We start from the raw sequence: 17,151 nt of genomic DNA, 5'->3' as shown, positions 1-17,151 counted from the left end.
AAAAAAGGGGGCGGTCCTGCAGCCATCATAGGCCGCAGGGCCGCCCCCTTGTCAGGGCGCCATCAACGCTGCATCAGCGCTTGTCGCCCACCTTGATGCGGGCGTTGGGAACCTCGCCGAACATCTCGGGCGCATACAGTGCCTCCACCCGTGTGGGCGGCAGCGCGAAGTCGCCGGCATTGTTCAGCCGCACGGTGTACTCCACGCGCGTATTGCCCTTGGGCAGGTACTGGTAGTAGGCGCGGTAGGCCTCGAAGCTGCGCTCTTCATAAGCCAGCCAGCCCGCGCCTTCTGCGCGCTCGCCGCCGGAGGCGATCTCCGAGTCGCGCCCCAGACCGCCGCCCAGGATGGTGGCGCCCGTGGGCACGGGGTCGGTGATGGCCACCCAGGTCATGTCGGTGCGGGCCTGCACCTCCAGCGTGACGCGCAGCACGTCGCCGCGCGAGTACTGGCCTGCGGGCAGGCTCTTGTCGGCCTGCTCCACGGGCTTGACCGTGCGCGTGACGGTGTAGCCGGCGCTGAACGGCGCCTTCAACTGCACGGCCGCCACAGACTGCAGCGTGAGCCAGGGCTTGCCCGTGCCCTGCTGGGTCACCGTCAGCTGGCCCTTGCGGGCCTCGCCCACCGCGCTCCAGGGCAGGAACATGGTGTTGTTGCGCAGGCCGCCGACCACCGTGGTCGCGCCGAAGCTGGACGCCTGGTGCGCCGCGCCCTCGGTGTCGCTGGCGCGCATGCGCGTGACCTGGCTCCACTCCACGCGGGCCTGGGACGCGCCCAAAGCCGCCTGGGTGGCGCCCGTCACGGGCGTGGCCTCGAACTGCTGCGAGAAGCGCTGCAGTGCCAGCGCCCCCCACAGGTTGGCCGTGGTCGTGCCCCAGGCACCGTTGCTCTGGCGCGAGATGAAGCCGTTGGCCAGGCGCGGCAGCTCTTCCTTCCACGTCGGGTCGTCCATGTTGATCAGCATCAGGCGGGCCAGGTTGACCTCGGGGCCCTGCATCAGCCACCACCACTGGTCGTCCTGCTCGTTGCTGAAGGCCACGCGCGTGCCCTGGTAGCTCAGGCGGGCGCGCAGGATCTGCTGGGCCTGGGCCAGCTGCTGTTCGCGCTGGGGCAGCTCGCGCATGTGCTTGAGCAGGGCCACCCAGTCGATGACGGCATGCGTGGGCCAGTCGTTGGGCGCGATGGTGATGCTGTCGAGCATGCGCGGATTGGCGCGGCCCGTCAGCGCCAGCGCCTGGATGGCGGCCAGCTTGCGCATGTCCAGGTCCTTGCGCGGGCTCCAGAAGCTGCGCTGGATGCGGCCTTCGACGAAGGCGATCAGGCCGTTTTCCATGCGCTCGCGCTCGGCCGCCGGCAGCACGAAGCGCTTGTCCACGCCCTGCGCCAGTGCCGAGAGGTTGAGCAGGTGGGCCGTCAGCGTATCGCTGCCGCGGGCCGCACGGCCCGAGCCGTCGCCGGCCAGCGGGAAGTAGCTGGCCAGGCCGTCGCTGTCCAGGTAGCTGGGCAGCTGGCCCATGGTGGACTGCCACAGCGTGGCGTCACTCATGCCCACGGCCTTGCTGGTGACCTGCTCCAGGCAGCTGTAGGGATAGCGCGCCCACCAGTCGCGCACGCCCGGCAGGCCTTCGGCCAGCTTGGGCGCCAGCGACATGCGCAGGCCGCCGCGGCCGGCCAGCGCGTCGGCCGGCAGCTGCACGGGCAGGTTGATGCTGCCATCGACCTGCATCAGCGTGCCCTGCTGTACCGTCAGCGGCACGGCCGGGATGATGCGCTGGCTGACTTTCAGCCTGTCGCTGGCGGGCTTGTCGCCACCCGCAGTGTCACGGGCCTCGATCTCCCAGATCAGCGACTCGGCGCGGGTCTGGCCCAGCTGGGCCGGGGCGGTGACGTTCCAGCCCACCTCGCGCGCCTCGCCCGCGGGAATCTCCACGGTCTGCGCTGCCAGCTCCAGCAGCGTGGCGCGCGGCGTGACCTGCACCTTCATGGCCTTGGCCGAGGTGTTGCGCAGCGTGACCATGGCACGGAACTGGTCCTCCTCGCGCACCAGCGGCGGCAGGCCGCTGATGATCTGCAGGTCCTGGGCCGTGCGGATGGGCGCCTGGCCCGTGCCGAACATCGACACGCCATGGTCGGCCACCGCCACCACCTGGAAGGTGGTCAGCGAGTCGTTGAGCGGCACGCTGACCTGGGCCTTGCCCTGGGCATCGAGCACCACGCTCGGATTCCACAGCAGCAGCGTCTCGAACAGCTCGCGCGTCTGGCTGCGGCCACCGCCGCCGCCAGCGGCCACGGCCTTGCGGCCGTAGTGGCGCCTGCCGATCACCTCCATCTGCGCGGTCGAGGTCTGCACGCCCCACTCGCGGCGGCGCAGCATGGCGTCGGCCAGTTGCCAGCTGGTGTTGGGCATGAGTTCCAGCAGGGCCTGGTCCACGACCGCCAGCGCCACCTCGGCGCCAGCGGCGGGCTTGCCGTCGGGCAGCGTGGCGCTGATGGTGACCTTGGCGGTGCCGCGCACCTGGTAGCTGGCCTGGTCGGCCGTGACCTTGACGTCGATGCGATGGGCCTTGGTGCCCACGCGGATCTCGGCCATGCCCAGGCGGTAGGCGGGCTTGGACAGATCGACCAGGGCCGTGGGCGCGATGTATTCCTTGCCCTCGTGCCAGAAGGCATTCCACCACTCGCGCGGCGCCTTGAAGCCCCAGGTGAAGAAGCTGTACCAGGGCACCTCGCGCAGCCGCCCGCGCAGGGCCAGCACGCTCACGTAGACGTTGGGCCCCCAGTCGGGCTGGACCTTCAGCTCCACGGTGGGGTTCTGGCCATTGAGCTGCATGACCTGGGTGCTGACGATGCCTTCGCGCTCCACGGCGACCAGGGCCGTCGCATAGCGGAAGGGCATGCGCACCTGAAAGCGCGCGGTCTCGCCGGGCTCGTAGCTGCGCTTTTCGGGCAGCACGTCCATGCGGTCATGGTCCTCGCCGCCGAACCACAGTTCGCCCTGGCGCGTGACCCAGACGCTGGAGGCGGCCTGGGCGGGCCGGCCGTCCTTGTCGGAGGCGGTGACGATCAGCTCGACCTCGCCGGGCTGCGACAGCTGGGCCTCGCACTGCACCATGCCCTGGGCATCGCTGTTGCCCGTGCACACCGTGCCCATGGATTGGAGCGCGGTCTGGTTGTCGTAGCTGTAAAAGCCCCCCACCAGGCGCTTGCGGCTGCTGGTGGTGACGCGGGAGATGGCCTCCACCTTGACCGGCACGCCGGCCTGGGGCTTGCCGTCCACGCCCAGGGCCAGCGCCTGGAACTGCAGCTTGCGGCCCGTGGTGATCCAGCTTTCGGCGCGCACGCCGGCCACGATGGCCGCGGGCCACAGCATCTGCGTGCTGCGCAGGGTCTGCACCTCGCCATTGGGGTCGGCATAGGTGGCCTCGATCAGCAGTTCGCGCGGCTCGCGCAGCTTGGGCAGGTTCTCGATCTTGAGCTTGCCCAGTCCTTCACGGTCCAGCGTCACGGGCAGCTTGTCGGCCACCACCTTGCTGTCCTGGGCGGCCGTGGCCTCCTCGTCATCGCTCTGGCCCGTGTCCTGGGCGCTTCGCGGTGCCGAGAAGCTGAAGCCCTGCCAGTCGCTGCGGTCCATCCAGGTGGAGCGCACCAGGGCGGACACGCGCACCGGCAAATTGGCGGCCGGGCCGCCGGAGACGTAGTTCACCTGCACCTGCACCGGCAGGCTGGAGACGCCGACCAGGGCCTGCTTGCCCTCGGGGCCCACGCGGCCTTCGAGCACGGGCAGGCGGAATTCCTCGACACGGAAGCTGCCCGTGCCAAAGCGGTTGTTGCGCCCGCGCGAGCCGTTGCCCTCGCCGCGCAGCTCCACGGAGTACGAACCCAGCTTGGCGCCCTTGGGCACGGAGAAGCTGTTTTCCGCACTCAGGCCGCCGGTGCCCGTGGAACGCCACTGCAGCGGCTGCGTGTACTGCTGGCCGCTGCCTTCATGGGTGATGACCAGTTGCGTGGGCCGCTGCTCGGGCAGCGCAAAGCCGCCCTGCCCCTGGCCGATGCCGGTCTGGGTGCGCATCAGGTGCTTCATGGACACGGTCTCGCCGGCGCGCAGCAGCGTGCGGTCGAAGATGGTGTGGGCCACTTCGTCGCGCTGGGCGCTGCGGCTGGTGGGCACGTTGAAGCGCCAGGACTCGATGCCGCGCTGCCAGTCGCTCCAGGTGAAGGCCAGCTCCTGCTGGCCGTCCTTGCCCTGGGCGCGCGCGCTGACGAAGTAGGCCGGCGAGCGGTAGCCGACACCGCCCGTGCACTGGGGCGGCTCGGGCGACAGGCCGTCCAGGCGCGCCACGCCGCTGGCATCGGTGGTGGCCGAGGTCAGCACCTTGCCATTGCAGTCGGAGACCTGGACCCTGGCATTGGCCACGGCCTGGCCCTTGTCCAGCGTGGTGACCCAGGCGGCCGCGTTCTCGCGGCCGAGCTTGAAGTGCACGGACAGGTTGGTCACCAGGGCCGAGGTGCGCACATACATGCTGCGCGCCGAGCCGTAGCGCTCATCGAGCAGCGACTGCCCCAGCAGCGGCGAGGCGATCTCGACCACGTGAAAGCCCGGCGTGAGCGGAATGCCCACCACCTCGAAGGGGCGCGGATCGCCCTTGACGGGCTTGGGCAGCTCCAGCGTCTTGACGTCGCCCTGGCCGGCCAGCAGCGACAGCATGCGCGTCTGCACATAGTCGCGGTTTTCGTTGTCGATCACGGGCGGCAGCGGGCCCTTGATGTCGCGCGAGGCGCGCTTGCGGTCCATGTCGGAGGACTCGTAGTCGGCCACGCGGCGCATCCAGGCGATGATCTCGGCATCGCTGCCGGGCTGCTTGGTGCTCACGCGGCTGGCATCCAGGGACCTGGTGGCCAGCTCGGACTCCACATTGCGCAGCGTCACGGGCAGCAGGGCCGGGCCGTCCGGGCCTTCGGCGTAGCGCTCGACGATGCCGAAGGGCGAGGCCGCGAACTTGGCCAGCGGCGGCAGCGCGCCCGTGGCCACCTGCAGCGGGAACATGTCGGCATTGCTCAGGCTGCGGCCTGCCGCGTCCTTGAACTGCGGAGGCAGCTCCACCGTGTAGCGCGCCTGGGCCTGCATGGTGGCCGGGAAGCTCAGGTTCTGCACCAGCGAATCCTCGCTGAGCTTTTCGCCGTATTCGCTGTCGATCACGGGCGCCACCTTGGAGGCGCCGCTGCTCAGGCGGATGCCCTCGGCCAGCTTGCGCGGCACGGGGGCATTGAAGCGCAGGCGCATGGGACGGATCGGCAGGCAGGCGGCCTGGGCGTTCTCGCGCTCGCAGCTGAACTCGGCGGCGAAGGGCTCGCGCACGCGGTACTCGAAGCGCTTGTCCTGGCGGCTGGCCACGCCGTTGGGCGTGGCAATGCCGGCGCCGAAGACCAGCTTCATGGTCGTGCCCGCCGTCAGGCGGCGGTTGCAGGCCAGCGTGGCGTACTGCAGCGGGTTCTTGGCAGCGGCCTTGTCCCAGCCGCGGTGCTTGAGCAGCTCGTCGCGCTCCTTGCCTTCGATCAGGCGCACGGGAATGCGCTCGCCCACGCCTTCGGCCGTGCACCACATGTGCTGCTGCAGGCTTTGCACGGTGGCCGGGCCCGACAGGCGCAGCGCGAAGTACTGCTCCTCGTCGATCTGTTCATAGGTGTCGGGTGCCATGTCCAGCACGGCCGGGCCGCCGGTCTGGAACTGGTAGCTGGCAGCGCCCGTCACGGCCGTGCCCGCAGGCGACTTGTAACCGGCCACGAGCTGGGCCGTGCAGCGCACGCCGGGCGGCAGGGCCTGCTTGAAGTCGAACACCCATTCGCGGTCGCTGTTCCAGCGGCCCGTGCCCTGGGTGGCCGCCGCATCGCTGCAGCTGAGCGTGACCGGCGCGGCGGCCTTGGGGTCGCCAAAGCGCACGGCCGTGCCATCGAACTGCACCACCACCTGCTCGACCTTGGCCACCTCTCCCTGCGGGCTGAACTGGCGCACGCCCACGGCCTGCGCCGCCAGCGCCGCCGATCCCAGCAGCAGGCCCAAACCCCACCGGCCCCAGGCCCGGCCGTGCGCCGGCGGACTCTGGAACCCCTTGATCGCTGTCGTGCGAAGCACCCCCATGGCAATCCCTTCTGTCGGGCTCAGATGGCCCGGTGTTTTCTTGGAATGAGCAGGCTTTCAGCGCTGCGGCGCGCGCCGTGCACGATGCACAGGCTGCAAATGAAAAGCCCTGCGCTGCGGCAGGGCTCGGCGGCAAGGGCTGCAACGAGGCAGATGCCCGCCGCCCGCATGCGCCGAATGCAGGGCCGCATCCGCTGCGGCTGAAAACCACTGCGCGGGATGATACCGGGCCGCATCCGCTGCAGGCCCTGCTGCAGGTGCCCGGAACCGGGTCTGCGGTGTATCCATCTGTAAGACATCGGCGCACAAGGGCGTCATATATGTCTGATCACAAGGATTCGCGCCACACGCCGCGCTGCCAACCCCGGCGATGGCAGCACCAAGACACAGCGCTTGCCGGTTCACAGCGCCTGCCGGCCGCGGAGGCTGTCGCCCCGCAGTCCGCCTGTCTTACTGCGGCTGGAAGCCGCTGGTCTGGATGATGCGTTTCCAGACCTGGGTATAGGCCTGCTCGCGCTCGGCCAGTTGCGCGGGCGGCATGTGGCCCACGGTCAGGCCCAGGGCGGTGAGCTGCTCGTGCACATCGGGCTGCTTGAGCACGGTGGCCACGGCGGCGGAGAAGCGGTCGATGAAGGCCTGGGGCGTGCCGCGCGGCGCGTAGATGCCGTAGTAGGGCGTGTCCTCGAAGCCCTTGACGCCCTGCTCGGCCAGCGTGGGCACTTCGGGCATGGTGGCCTGGCGGCGCGTGCCCAGCACGCCGATCACGCGCAGCTTGCCGGCCTTGTGGTTTTCCATGAAGTCCTGCACCGAGGCGATGCCGGCCGGGATCTGGTTGCCCAGCATGTCGGCCAGCATGGGCGCGCTGCCCCGGTAGGGCGCGGCCACCAGGTCCAGCCTGTAGTGCTCGCCCAGCAGCCTGACCAGGAATTCCGGCGTGGACGCGGGCGCGGGTATGCCGATGCTGCCGCGCTTTGCGCCCTGGCGCACCCACTCCACATACTCGGCGAGGTTGCGCGCCGGCGTGTTGGCGGAGACCGCCAGCGCGTTCACGAAGGTGGCAAAGCCGGCCACGGGAACGAAGTCATGGGCCGGGTCGAAGCCCGGCTTCTTCACCACCTGGGGCAGGATGGAGATGGTGTGGTCATGCGTGAGGAACAGCGTGTGGCCATCGGCCGCAGCCGCCTTGAGCTGCTGCGCCGCGATCTGGCCGCCCGCGCCGGGGCGGTTGTCCACCAGCACCGTGGTGCCCAGCACGTCCTTGAGACGGTCGGCCAGCAGGCGTGCGATGGCATCGGTGCCGCCGCCCGGCGGAAAGCCCACGAGGACGCGAATGGCCTGCCCCGGCTGGGCCCAGGCCAGCGGAGCCAGGGCGGACGAGGCGGCAACGGCGGTCACTGCGCCGGCGGCGCGCAGCGCCCCCGTCAGCAGTTGGCGGCGGGAGGATGTCATGGCGTGGCTCCGGCGAACGGGGGGATCAGCCCAGGCGCGCGTTCAGGCGTGCATTCAAGCGCGCCTGGTGGCCTGCCAGCTGCTTGCGCACCTGGGCCGGCGCCGTGCCGCCCAGGGTGTTGCGCGCATTGAGCGAGCCTTCCAGGCTGAGTGCCTCGAAGACATCGGCCTCGATGCCGGGATTGAAGGCCTGCAGTTCGGCCAGCGGCAGCTCGGTCAGGTCCACGCCCTTTTGCGAGGCCAGCTTGACGGCATGGGCCACGGTCTCGTGCGCGTCGCGGAAGGGCAGGCCCTTCTTGACCAGGTAGTCGGCCAGGTCGGTGGCGGTGGCGTAGCCCTTGAGCGCGGCGGCGCGCATGGCTTCGGCGTTGACGGTGATGCCGCCCTTCTTGCCGCCCGTGGCCGGGTCGGCCTGGCCGCCGATCATCTCGGCGAAGATGCGCAGCGTGTCCTTCAGGGTGTCCACCGTGTCGAACAGCGGCTCCTTGTCTTCCTGGTTGTCCTTGTTGTAGGCCAGGGGCTGGCCCTTCATCAGGGTGATCAGGCCCATCAGGTGGCCGACCACGCGGCCGGTCTTGCCGCGTGCCAGTTCGGGCACGTCGGGGTTCTTCTTCTGCGGCATGATCGACGAGCCGGTGGTGAAGCGGTCGGCGATGCGGATGAAGCCGAAGTTCTGGCTCATCCAGATGATCAGCTCTTCGGACAGGCGGCTCACGTGCACCATGCACAGGCTGGCGGCCGAGGTGAATTCGATGGCGAAGTCGCGGTCGCTGACGCCGTCCAGCGAGTTCTGGCAGACGCCTTCCATGCCCAGGGTGCGGGCCACGCGCTCGCGGTCCAGCGGGTAGGTGGTGCCGGCCAGGGCGGCGCTGCCCAGCGGCAGCACGTTGACGCGGCGGCGCAGGTCCAGCATGCGCTCGGCGTCGCGCTTGAACATTTCCACATAGGCCAGCAGGTGGTGGGCAAAGCTCACGGGCTGGGCCACCTGCAGGTGGGTGAAGCCGGGCAGGATCACGTCCACATTCTTCTCGGCCACTTCGACCAGGGACAGCTGCAGCTCGCCCAGCAGTCCTTCGATCAGGTCGATCTCGCCGCGCAGCCACAGGCGCACGTCGGTGGCCACCTGGTCGTTGCGGCTGCGGCCCGTATGCAGGCGCTTGCCGGCGTCGCCCACCAGCTGGGTCAGGCGGGCCTCGATGTTCAGGTGCACGTCTTCCAGGTCGAGCTTCCACTCGAACTGGCCGGATTCGATTTCCTGCGTGATCTGCGCCATGCCCTTGCGGATGGCTTCATGGTCGGCGGCGGCGATGATGCCCTGGGCCGCCAGCATCTCGGCATGCGCCAAACTGCCCGTGATGTCGGCCTGCCACAGGCGCTTGTCGAAGAACACGCTGGAGGTATAGCGCTTGACCAGATCGCTCATCGGCTCTTCGAAGAGAGCGGACCAGGCCTGGGCCTTGGTATCGAGCTGGTTGTGCGAGGCGGACGTTGGTTGATTGGCAGACATGTGAGGACGCGATCTTCGATGGGGCTGTGCAGGCAGCGCAGGCGGCGGGCGGCATCGCCCCCCGGCGCAGGCAGGAAGCGAAGATTCTATCGACCTGGGCGGCGCCACGCCCGTGCAGGGGCCTACACGGGCCTACACGGGCCTACACGGGCCTGCATGGGCGTGCATGGGTGTGCATGGGCGGTGTGACCGCTGTGCAGGCCCGCCCGGCATGACCATAATCCGGGCATGCGGCGCGAACCCCACCCGCCGAAACACTACCTGCCGCCCCTTGCCGACCCAGCCGACCCCCACCACTGCCCCCCCGCCCCTGCCCGCGGCGCTGGTCTTTGACGCCTGCAACGTAGGCGTGGTGCTGCGCGCCGTGCTGTTTGTGCAGGCCGTGGTGGCAACGGCCTCGATGTTCGGCGCCGACTCGCCCCTGCAGTGGCTGCAGGGCATGGCCCTGCTGACCGGCGCCTGCCTGCCCGGCACGCTGGTCTGGCTGGTGGCCGCCTGCCTGCTCAAGCACCCGCTGCAGCGGCTGCCCGCCTCCGGCCAGTACGCGGCCGGTGTGCTGCTGGGCATGGCGGCCGGGCTGTATGCCTGCGCCATGCTGCACCTGGCCGGCGGCACCAGCGCCCCCTGGCTGGCCAGCGCCGTGTCCGGCGGACTGTTGGCAGCCCTGCTGGTCGCAGCCCTGGTGCTGCGCGCACGCGGCCACGCACCCGCCGACACGCAGGCGCGGCTGGCCGAGCTGCAGTCGCGCATACGCCCGCATTTCCTGTTCAACACGCTCAACAGCGCCATCGCCCTGGTGCGCGCCGAGCCCGCCAAGGCCGAGGCCCTGCTGGAGGACCTCAGCGACCTGTTCCGCTATGCGCTGGCCGAGCCGCACAGCACGACCACGCTGGCCGAGGAGATCGAGCTGGCCCAGCGCTACCTGGCCATCGAGCAGGTGCGCTTTGGCGAACGGCTGCAGGTGCGCTGGCAACTGGACCCTGCCGCCCACGGCGCCCTGCTGCCGCCGCTGCTGCTGCAGCCGCTGGTGGAAAACGCCATACGCCATGGCGTGGAGCCCAGCGCACGCGGCGGCAAGCTGCAGGTGCGCACCGAGCGCCGTGGCGATCTGGTGGAGGTGCGCATCACCAACACCCTGCCCTCCGAGATCGATTCCGCCAGCGCAGCCGGCACGCGCGGCAACGGCATTGCGCTGGCCAATGTGCGCGCCCGGCTGTCGCTGCTGCACGACCTGCAGGCCCACCTCACGGCGCGCACGCTCAACGGGCATTTCGTGGTGCGCATCAGCCTGCCGCTGGCACCGCCTGCCAGCCAACCCACGAAGGCTTTATCGAAGAAGAAGCACCATGCACATCCTGATCGTTGACGACGAAGCCCTGGCCCGCGCGCGGCTGCGCACCCTGCTGGCCGACGTGCAGGCATGCACGGGCAGCGGCCCGCACCAGGTCAGCGAGGCGGCGGACGCCCGCCAGGCCATGGCCGTGCTGCAGGCGCCGGGCCCGCGCCCCGTGGAGCTGGCACTGCTGGACATCCACATGCCCGGCCAGGACGGCCTGGCCCTGGCCCATATGCTGCGCCGCCTGCCGCTGCCGCCTGCCGTGGTCTTCGTCACCGCCCATGCCGGCCACGCGGTCGAGGCCTTCGACCTGGATGCTGCCGACTACCTGACCAAGCCCGTGCGCCGCGAACGCCTGCAGCAGGCCCTGGCCAAGGCCGCGCGCACGGCCGCGCACCAGACGGCCGAACGCGACAGCGGCCCCGTGCTGCTGATACAGGACCGGGGCGCCACCGTGCGCCTGCCCCTGTCGGAGGTGCTCTACCTCAAGGCCGAACAGAAATACGTGACCGTGCGCACCGTGGGCCGCAGCTACATCCTCGACGGTGCACTGGCCGACCTGGAGGCCCGCCACGCCGACCACCTGCTGCGCGTGCACCGCAACGCGCTGGTGGCCCGCAGCGCCCTGCGCAGCCTGGAGCGCCACGACGACCGCACCGAAGGCGAAGGCTGGGCCCTGCGCCTGCACGGCATCCCCGAACTGCTCATGGTCTCGCGCCGCCAGCTCCCCCAGGTCCGCGCCGCCATCCGCGACGAAGGACAGCCCGGCTGAGGCGCAGGGCTCAAGGAGCCCGGCCCAAGACAGCCCCCTGCGCCAGAAAGCACGCCCCCAACACAAGCATGGCCCAACGCGAGGGACACCGAGCAAGGGCCTATGCCGGCCGCGCCGCCCCGCAGCGAGGGTGTCGTCCCCCTCGGGGGGAATGCGCGCAGCGCCTCAGGGGCTACATTTTTCTAGACAGATCCCACATCGCATCCACCAGCAGATCGATGTCCCGCGCGTCATGCCACAGGTGCGTGGACACGCGCACGCCGTAGTGGTCTGCCGCCGCGCCGATCACGGGGAAGTTGGAGTTGCGGATCACGAAGCCCTGCGGATAGTCGCTGAGCATGCGCGCCACGAAGGTCGAGGACTTGGTCCCGTTCATCACGTCGTCCTTGTTCTGGAACGGGTTGAAGCAGGTCAGCGCCGACAGCAGCTTGGGATCGTCCTTGGGCGAGTACAGCGAGTCCACGCCCCAGCGCTCGACGATCTTTTCCTTGAGGTAGGACGACAGCGTCAGGTCATAGGTCTCGATTTTCTTGCGGCCGATGCTGTCCCACTGCGCGCAGGCCTGGGCCAGCGCCATGAACATGGGCGTGTGCACGCTGCCGCAGGAGGTGACCGAGGCGGCGATGTCGTAGGTCTCCTTGGCCGTGGTCGTGCGCTCCAGCGCCGGGTAGGCGCTGGTGTGCACCGGGTACCACTTGGGCAGGGGCAGCGGGTTGGAGGCGCGGATCTTGTTGCGGATGATGAGGATGCCCGTGGAGCCCGGGCCGCACTGCCACTTGTGGCCCGCGCCCGACATGAAGTCCATGCCCAGCTCCGCATAGTTGTAGGCCATCATGCCCGGCAGGTGGGCGCCGTCCACGATGCTGATCAGGCCGTGCGCCTTGACCACGCCCATCAGGTCGGCAATGGGCAGCATGGTGCCGGTCTTGTAGGTGGGAGAAGACCACATCATGGCGCGCACGCGCTTGCCCTGGGCCTTGAGCGCGCGGATGCGCTCGTCGAACAGGTTCACGTAGGTGGCGGCCGTCTGGTTGTTGCCCACGGGCAGCGCAATGCGCGAGACCTCGATGCCGTAGCGGTCCTGGGCGATCTTCAGCGGCGTGTCGCCGCCGCCGTGCTCGTGGTTGGTGGTCACCACCACGTCGCCACGCTGCCAGTCGATGCCCAGGATGGCGTGGCACATGCCCGAGGAGGTGTTGGCCGAGAAGGCCAGCTCGTCGGCATCCACGCCAAAGCCCGGCGCCACCTGCTTGCGCAGGTCCAGCAGGTTGCTGTAGCCGTTGCCCGAGTCGGCGGCCTTCTTGCGGTTTTCGGTATCGAACACATCGAGCACCAGCTTGGGCATGGAGCCCGCCGTGCCGATGTTCATATAGGTCTTCTCGGGCTTGAGGATGAACATGCTCTGCACGTCGGTCCAGAAGGCCTCGTCACGCATGAGCTGCTCGCGCAGCGCAGCGGCCGAGGTCTGGGCATTGCCGCTGCCGCAGGCAGCCAGCAGTGGGCCCAGCGTGGCTGCGCCGGTGCCGTAGCCCAGCATGCGCAGGAAGTCGCGGCGCTTGGAAGTCCAGCGCGCGGGATAGCCGGATTCGCCGGCGGCCGCAGTGGCGGTCAGGGATGTGGCCTGCTCGGCCGCGATCTGGGGGTGTCGTGCGTTCATGCGGTCCTCCTGTCGTTGCGCAAGCGGTCAGCGGCGGCCGACGATGGCCGAGATTTCGATCTTCACATCGCGCGGCAGGCGCGCCACCTCCACCGTGGCCCGAGCGGGGGCGCCGGTCTTGAAGTACTCGCCATAGACCTTGTTCATGGCGGCGAACTCGTTGAGGTCCTTCATGAAGACCGAGGTGGACAGCACATCCTCATAGCCCAGTCCCTGGGACTTGAGCTTGGCGCCGATGTGGTCCAGCACGGCGCGCGTCTGCTCCTCGATGGTCGTGCCCTGGATGGCCGTGCCCTGCGCGTTCAGCGGCAGCACGCCCGAGAAGTAGATCGTGTTGCCATGCGCCACCATCTGCGAATACGGGCCGATGGCCGGATAGATCTGCGTGGTGGACAGCACCTCGCGCTTGTGGGGCGCGGCGCAGCCCGCCAGCGTCGCTACCGCCGCCGCCACACCGCATGCCAGCGCCACGCGCCGCAGGTTCGATCGAATATCCATGGTATTGCCTTTCTGAAACAAGAATACAAACTGCCACTGCCGTTCCGCGCATTACTGCAACGGCGCCCCGGAAACACTTCGTCACCATTTAATTGGGTCATCGAAGGCGACATGAATCATTGACACAAAATGATTCGAATCAGTGATTTCACGGAGAAATTCTAGGCAGGGATCTGGAGCATTCGATAATGAATTTTCCCCTACGCACCACTACGCAGGACCGCTTGCGCAGTGCTACGCAGCAGGATAACTCTCTTCTGAAACAACGGCTTGGCACGGAATCTGCTCAACCGTAGCCAGGCATGTCAGACAGATGAGGGACGGCGCACCACAATACGGCAAAACCATTATTCAAGACCCCAAAAAGGGGACAACGCACCAAGAAAATGCATATCGGACTCCCTATGTCAATGGGATATTCTTTCGTGCGCGAAATATATTATCCATGGCATTTTCCTTGGGATATTCAAATTCCTTTTCCTGCGCGCGTGGATATGCAGCGCGCACAGGCCATTGGCAGATACGACGCCCGCCATTCAAGGTCCGCTGCCGGGCCCCGGCGCCATGCGCGCAAGCCCTGTTGACAAGGTCCGTGCACTGGGCGGAAAAGATCGTCGGTGCACCCCACACAGGCTCCCATGCAACTTCCGCTGAAACTTGCGCTTCTGTCGATTGCCGCCATCGCGCTGGCCCTGGGCCTGGTCGCGGTGACCGTGCAACACCAGACACTGGAGCTGGCCCGCCAGGAACGAGAGCTGGTCGAGACCGCCTACCTGCACAGCAAGGAGACCGAGCTGCGGCACTACGTGCAGCTGGCGACCACGGCGCTGGCGCGCATCCAGTCCAGCGGCGAGGAGCCATCCGTGCAGCGGCGCCAGGCGCTGGATACGCTGGCGCGCATGCAGTTCGGCGAGGACGGTTACTTCTTTGTCTACGACGAACACGGCAACGTGCTGCTGGATGCGCGGCAGATGGGCCTGTCGGGCGTGGACCTGTGCGATCCCAACAGCCCGGGCGGCGCAGGGCCCGCCAGGATCATCCTGGATGCCGCGCGCAGCGGCGGCGGCCTGGTGCGCTACCAATGGCAAAAGCCGTCCTCGCTGCGTACCGAGGCCAAGCTCGCCTACGTGGCCACGGTCCCCGAATGGGGCTGGTCGCTGGGCACGGGCCTGTACCTGGACGATGTGGAGCAGGCGCTGCGCCAGATCGACGAAAGCGCCCAGGCCAATATCGCGGCCACGCGCTGGCGCATCTTCGGCATTGCGGCGCTGTGCATCGTGCTCATCGGCGTGGCGGGGCTGGCGTTCAATCTCAGCGACCACCGCGTGTCCAGCACCAAGCTGCAGCGCCTGGCCCAGCGCGTGGTGCATTCGCAGGAGGAAGAACGCACGCGCGTGGCGCGCGACCTGCATGACGGGGTGGTCCAGGTGCTGGTCTCGTCCAAGTTCCTGCTGGAGACGGCCCAGGCCCAGCTCAGGCGCCTGGCCGCACAGGACCCGGCCACGGCCCAGCGCATGGTGGACCAGGGACTGGAGCAGCTCAACCACGCGCTGGTGGAGATACGGCGCGTCTCCCACGGCCTGCGCCCCGCCCTGCTGGACGACCTGGGCCTGGCCCCGGCCCTGGCACTGATGAGCCAGCAGATGCAGGCCGAGGACGGCCTGCGCATGCAGTTCGGCTGCCGGGGCGAGACCCGCTTTCTGCCGCCCAGCCACGCCACGGCCCTGTTCCGCGTGGCCCAGGAGGCCGTGACGAATGCGCAAAACCATGCGCAGGCCACGCGCATCGACGTCAGCCTGCACTTTCAGCGCCGCCGCGTGGTGCTGCAGGTCAGCGACGACGGCCAGGGCTTCGACATGCGCCGCGTGCAGCGCGACCGCCAGGGCGGCATCGGCCTGCGCAACATGCGCGAGCGCATCGAGGGCCTGGGCGGCCATCTGAGCATCAGCTCGGGCGCCCGGGGCACCCGGCTGGTCGCCGTGCTCTACCGCAGCGGCGGCATGCCGCTGTCTCCCTCACCGGAATTCGAACTCCCACAGGCCGCTGCATGAACCCCATGATCCGCATCCTCCTGGTGGACGACCACCCTCTTGTGCGCGACGGCGTGTCCATGCGCCTGCAGGCCACCGACCATATCCGTGTCGTGGGCGAGGCCGCCAGCATGGACCAGGCCCTGCCGCTGGCGCGCGAGCTGTCGCCCGACCTGGTGGTGACCGACATCCGCATGCCGGGCGCCAGCGGCATCGACCTGGCCGCGCTGTTCCGCGATCAGTTCCCCCTGGTGCGCGTGCTGGTGCTGTCCATGCACGAGGACCCCGAATACGTGCGCCGCGCCGTGGCGCTGGGCGCGCGCGGCTATGTGCTCAAGGACGCGCCTGCGCAGCAGCTCATCGAGGCCATAGACCGGGTCTACGCGGGCGGCCTGTACTTCAGCCCCGGCCTGCAGCCCGTGGTCGAGGACGACGGCGCCGGTGCCGGCCCCCGGCGCGCCCTCACGCCGCGCGAGGCCAGCGTGCTGCAGTGGATCTCGGAGGGCCGCTCCAACAAGGAGATTGCGGCACTGATGGGCACCTCGGTGCGTACCGTGGAAACCCACCGGCTGCACCTGCGCCGCAAGCTGCGCATCGACGGCCATGCGGCCTTCATCAAGTACGCCGTGGACTATGCCGACCTGCTGGGCAGCACGCCCGTGCAGGCCGGTGCGGGATAGCCTGAAACGCCGCCCGCTCAGTGCGCGTGCGCCGCGCGGCTGACCACGGTGACCAGCACGATGCCCAGCATCAGCCAGCCCACCTGGGCCACGGTCTCGCGTGCGCTCAGGCGCTTTTGCAGCTGGGGAATCAGGTCGGCCAGCGCCACGTAGATGAAGCTGCTGGAGGCCACGGCCAGGAAGTACGGCAGCAGCTCCTGCAGCTGGCCGACCAGGAAATAGCCGCCAATGCCGCCCAGCGTGGTCACGGCCCCGGCCATGGACACCTTGATCAGGGCCACGCGCCGGTTGGAGCTGGACTGGCGCAGCACCACGATGTCACCCATGTGGTGTGGCACCTCGTGGGCCAGCACCGACACCGCCGCGATCAGCCCCAGGCGCATGTCGGCCATGAAGGCGGAGGCGATCAGCACGCCATCGCCGAAGCAGTGCACGCTGTCGCCGGTCAGCACCGCCCAGCCGCCGTGGCGGTGGCCATGATGGTGGCCATGGGAATGGTCATGGGCGTGGCCCTGGTGATCGTGATGCTCGTGGTGATCGTGCTCATGGGCCGGCGGCGCGCCGTGCTCATGCCCGTGGTGCCACAGCTCGGCCTTGGACAGCAGGAAAAAGAACACCAGGCCCACCAGCAGCGTGACGAACAGGTCGTGCGCGCCGGCCTCGCTCTCGAAGGCTTCGGGCAAGAGGTGCATGAAGGCCGTGGCCAGCAGCGCGCCCGCCGCCAGGCTCAACAGCCGCTGCGGCATCATGCCCGGCGAGCGGTTGCCTCCCAGCCCCATCAACAACGCGGCCACCCAGACGCTGCCAATACCGGCGGCCAGGGTGGCCAGAATGATTGCTACCAATGTCATAGCGATTTGTGCTTCAACCGTATGCCCTTGCAGGCGAAACCCGCGAATTCTCGCAGAAAGACCGGCCCCATCGCAGCCGTGGCCTGCGATCCCATGAAGGAAGCAGGCCACGGTGTCGGGCGCCCTCGGTTTCAGCCTACAGAAGCTGTCAAGCCCCCCCTGCGCGAATAAAGTTGAAAGCTAGTCAGCAATACCTTAAAAACTGGCGCGTCCTCACACCAGGGACACCGAGGAA

General features: G+C 68.8%; 10 protein-coding genes. 4 read left to right on the top strand and 6 right to left on the bottom strand.

Annotated features, from left to right (window positions below):
- Nucleotides 1-73: 73 nt before the first annotated feature.
- The 3 genes from DTS01S_RS04790 to argH all read right to left on the bottom strand — a co-directional run bounded on the left by DTS01S_RS04790 (nt 74) and on the right by argH (nt 9,092).
- Entirely contained in the window at nt 74-6,136 is a 6,063-nt protein-coding gene (locus DTS01S_RS04790) for an alpha-2-macroglobulin family protein (protein WP_026062437.1), read from the bottom strand.
- 450 nt (nt 6,137-6,586) lie between these two features.
- The gene (locus DTS01S_RS04785; RefSeq protein ID WP_017405630.1) at nt 6,587-7,585 is read right to left on the bottom strand and encodes a Bug family tripartite tricarboxylate transporter substrate binding protein; all 999 of its coding nucleotides are present in this window, start codon (nt 7,583-7,585) and stop codon (nt 6,587-6,589) included.
- A gap of 25 nt (nt 7,586-7,610) precedes the next feature.
- A complete protein-coding gene (gene argH, locus DTS01S_RS04780) occupies nt 7,611-9,092 on the bottom strand; it encodes an argininosuccinate lyase (RefSeq protein WP_016445811.1) in 1,482 nt (493 codons plus the stop codon).
- A gap of 211 nt (nt 9,093-9,303) precedes the next feature.
- Between argH and DTS01S_RS04775 the strand changes: the two genes are divergently transcribed.
- On the top strand, nt 9,304-10,458 hold the full coding sequence (locus DTS01S_RS04775) for a sensor histidine kinase (protein ID WP_026062438.1): 1,155 nt from the start codon (nt 9,304-9,306) through the stop codon (nt 10,456-10,458).
- The gene (locus DTS01S_RS04770) at nt 10,439-11,200 is read left to right on the top strand and encodes a LytR/AlgR family response regulator transcription factor (RefSeq protein ID WP_026062439.1); all 762 of its coding nucleotides are present in this window, start codon (nt 10,439-10,441) and stop codon (nt 11,198-11,200) included. The genes DTS01S_RS04775 and DTS01S_RS04770 overlap by 20 nt, the downstream gene beginning before the upstream one ends.
- Before the next feature lie 172 nt (nt 11,201-11,372).
- On the opposite strand, the gene DTS01S_RS04765 is transcribed toward DTS01S_RS04770, so the two are convergent.
- Both DTS01S_RS04765 and DTS01S_RS04760 read right to left on the bottom strand, forming a co-directional pair.
- Nucleotides 11,373-12,857, bottom strand: a complete 1,485-nt coding sequence (locus DTS01S_RS04765; protein ID WP_016445808.1) for an aminotransferase class V-fold PLP-dependent enzyme — start codon at nt 12,855-12,857, stop codon at nt 11,373-11,375.
- Between the two features lie 27 nt (nt 12,858-12,884).
- Complete coding sequence (locus tag DTS01S_RS04760; protein WP_016445807.1) at nt 12,885-13,355, bottom strand: Rid family detoxifying hydrolase; 471 nt, start codon at nt 13,353-13,355, stop codon at nt 12,885-12,887.
- A 638-nt stretch (nt 13,356-13,993) separates the two neighbouring features.
- Here DTS01S_RS04760 and DTS01S_RS04755 point away from each other — a divergent pair.
- Complete coding sequence (locus tag DTS01S_RS04755; protein WP_016445806.1) at nt 13,994-15,406, top strand: cache domain-containing protein; 1,413 nt, start codon at nt 13,994-13,996, stop codon at nt 15,404-15,406.
- Nucleotides 15,403-16,065 (top strand): response regulator, encoded by a 663-nt coding sequence (locus DTS01S_RS04750; protein ID WP_017405417.1) that lies wholly within the window; start codon nt 15,403-15,405, stop codon nt 16,063-16,065. Before DTS01S_RS04755 ends, DTS01S_RS04750 begins: the two co-directional genes overlap by 4 nt.
- 17 nt (nt 16,066-16,082) lie before the next feature.
- Here the strand turns inward: DTS01S_RS04750 and DTS01S_RS04745 are convergent, their stop codons facing one another.
- On the bottom strand, nt 16,083-16,916 hold the full coding sequence (locus DTS01S_RS04745; RefSeq protein WP_016445804.1) for a ZIP family metal transporter: 834 nt from the start codon (nt 16,914-16,916) through the stop codon (nt 16,083-16,085).
- Nucleotides 16,917-17,151: the final 235 nt, after the last annotated feature.

This window comes from Delftia tsuruhatensis NBRC 16741 (genome assembly GCF_001571325.1).
GTDB classification, from domain to species: domain Bacteria; phylum Pseudomonadota; class Gammaproteobacteria; order Burkholderiales; family Burkholderiaceae_C; genus Comamonas; species Comamonas tsuruhatensis.
Note: the sequence above shows the minus strand (reverse complement) of the source record. Positions and strands in the feature narration are given on the sequence as shown.

What these genes read in the sequence shown, in the direction of transcription:
- DTS01S_RS04790 (WP_026062437.1), bottom strand. Translation starts at nt 6,136, where the DNA reads ATGGGGGTGCTTCGCACGACAGCGATCAAGGGGTTCCAGAGTCCGCCG.
- DTS01S_RS04785 (WP_017405630.1), bottom strand. Translation starts at nt 7,585, where the DNA reads ATGACATCCTCCCGCCGCCAACTGCTGACGGGGGCGCTGCGCGCCGCC.
- argH (WP_016445811.1), bottom strand. Translation starts at nt 9,092, where the DNA reads ATGTCTGCCAATCAACCAACGTCCGCCTCGCACAACCAGCTCGATACC.
- DTS01S_RS04775 (WP_026062438.1), top strand. Translation starts at nt 9,304, where the DNA reads ATGACCATAATCCGGGCATGCGGCGCGAACCCCACCCGCCGAAACACT.
- DTS01S_RS04770 (WP_026062439.1), top strand. Translation starts at nt 10,439, where the DNA reads ATGCACATCCTGATCGTTGACGACGAAGCCCTGGCCCGCGCGCGGCTG.
- DTS01S_RS04765 (WP_016445808.1), bottom strand. Translation starts at nt 12,857, where the DNA reads ATGAACGCACGACACCCCCAGATCGCGGCCGAGCAGGCCACATCCCTG.
- DTS01S_RS04760 (WP_016445807.1), bottom strand. Translation starts at nt 13,355, where the DNA reads ATGGATATTCGATCGAACCTGCGGCGCGTGGCGCTGGCATGCGGTGTG.
- DTS01S_RS04755 (WP_016445806.1), top strand. Translation starts at nt 13,994, where the DNA reads ATGCAACTTCCGCTGAAACTTGCGCTTCTGTCGATTGCCGCCATCGCG.
- DTS01S_RS04750 (WP_017405417.1), top strand. Translation starts at nt 15,403, where the DNA reads ATGAACCCCATGATCCGCATCCTCCTGGTGGACGACCACCCTCTTGTG.
- DTS01S_RS04745 (WP_016445804.1), bottom strand. Translation starts at nt 16,916, where the DNA reads ATGACATTGGTAGCAATCATTCTGGCCACCCTGGCCGCCGGTATTGGC.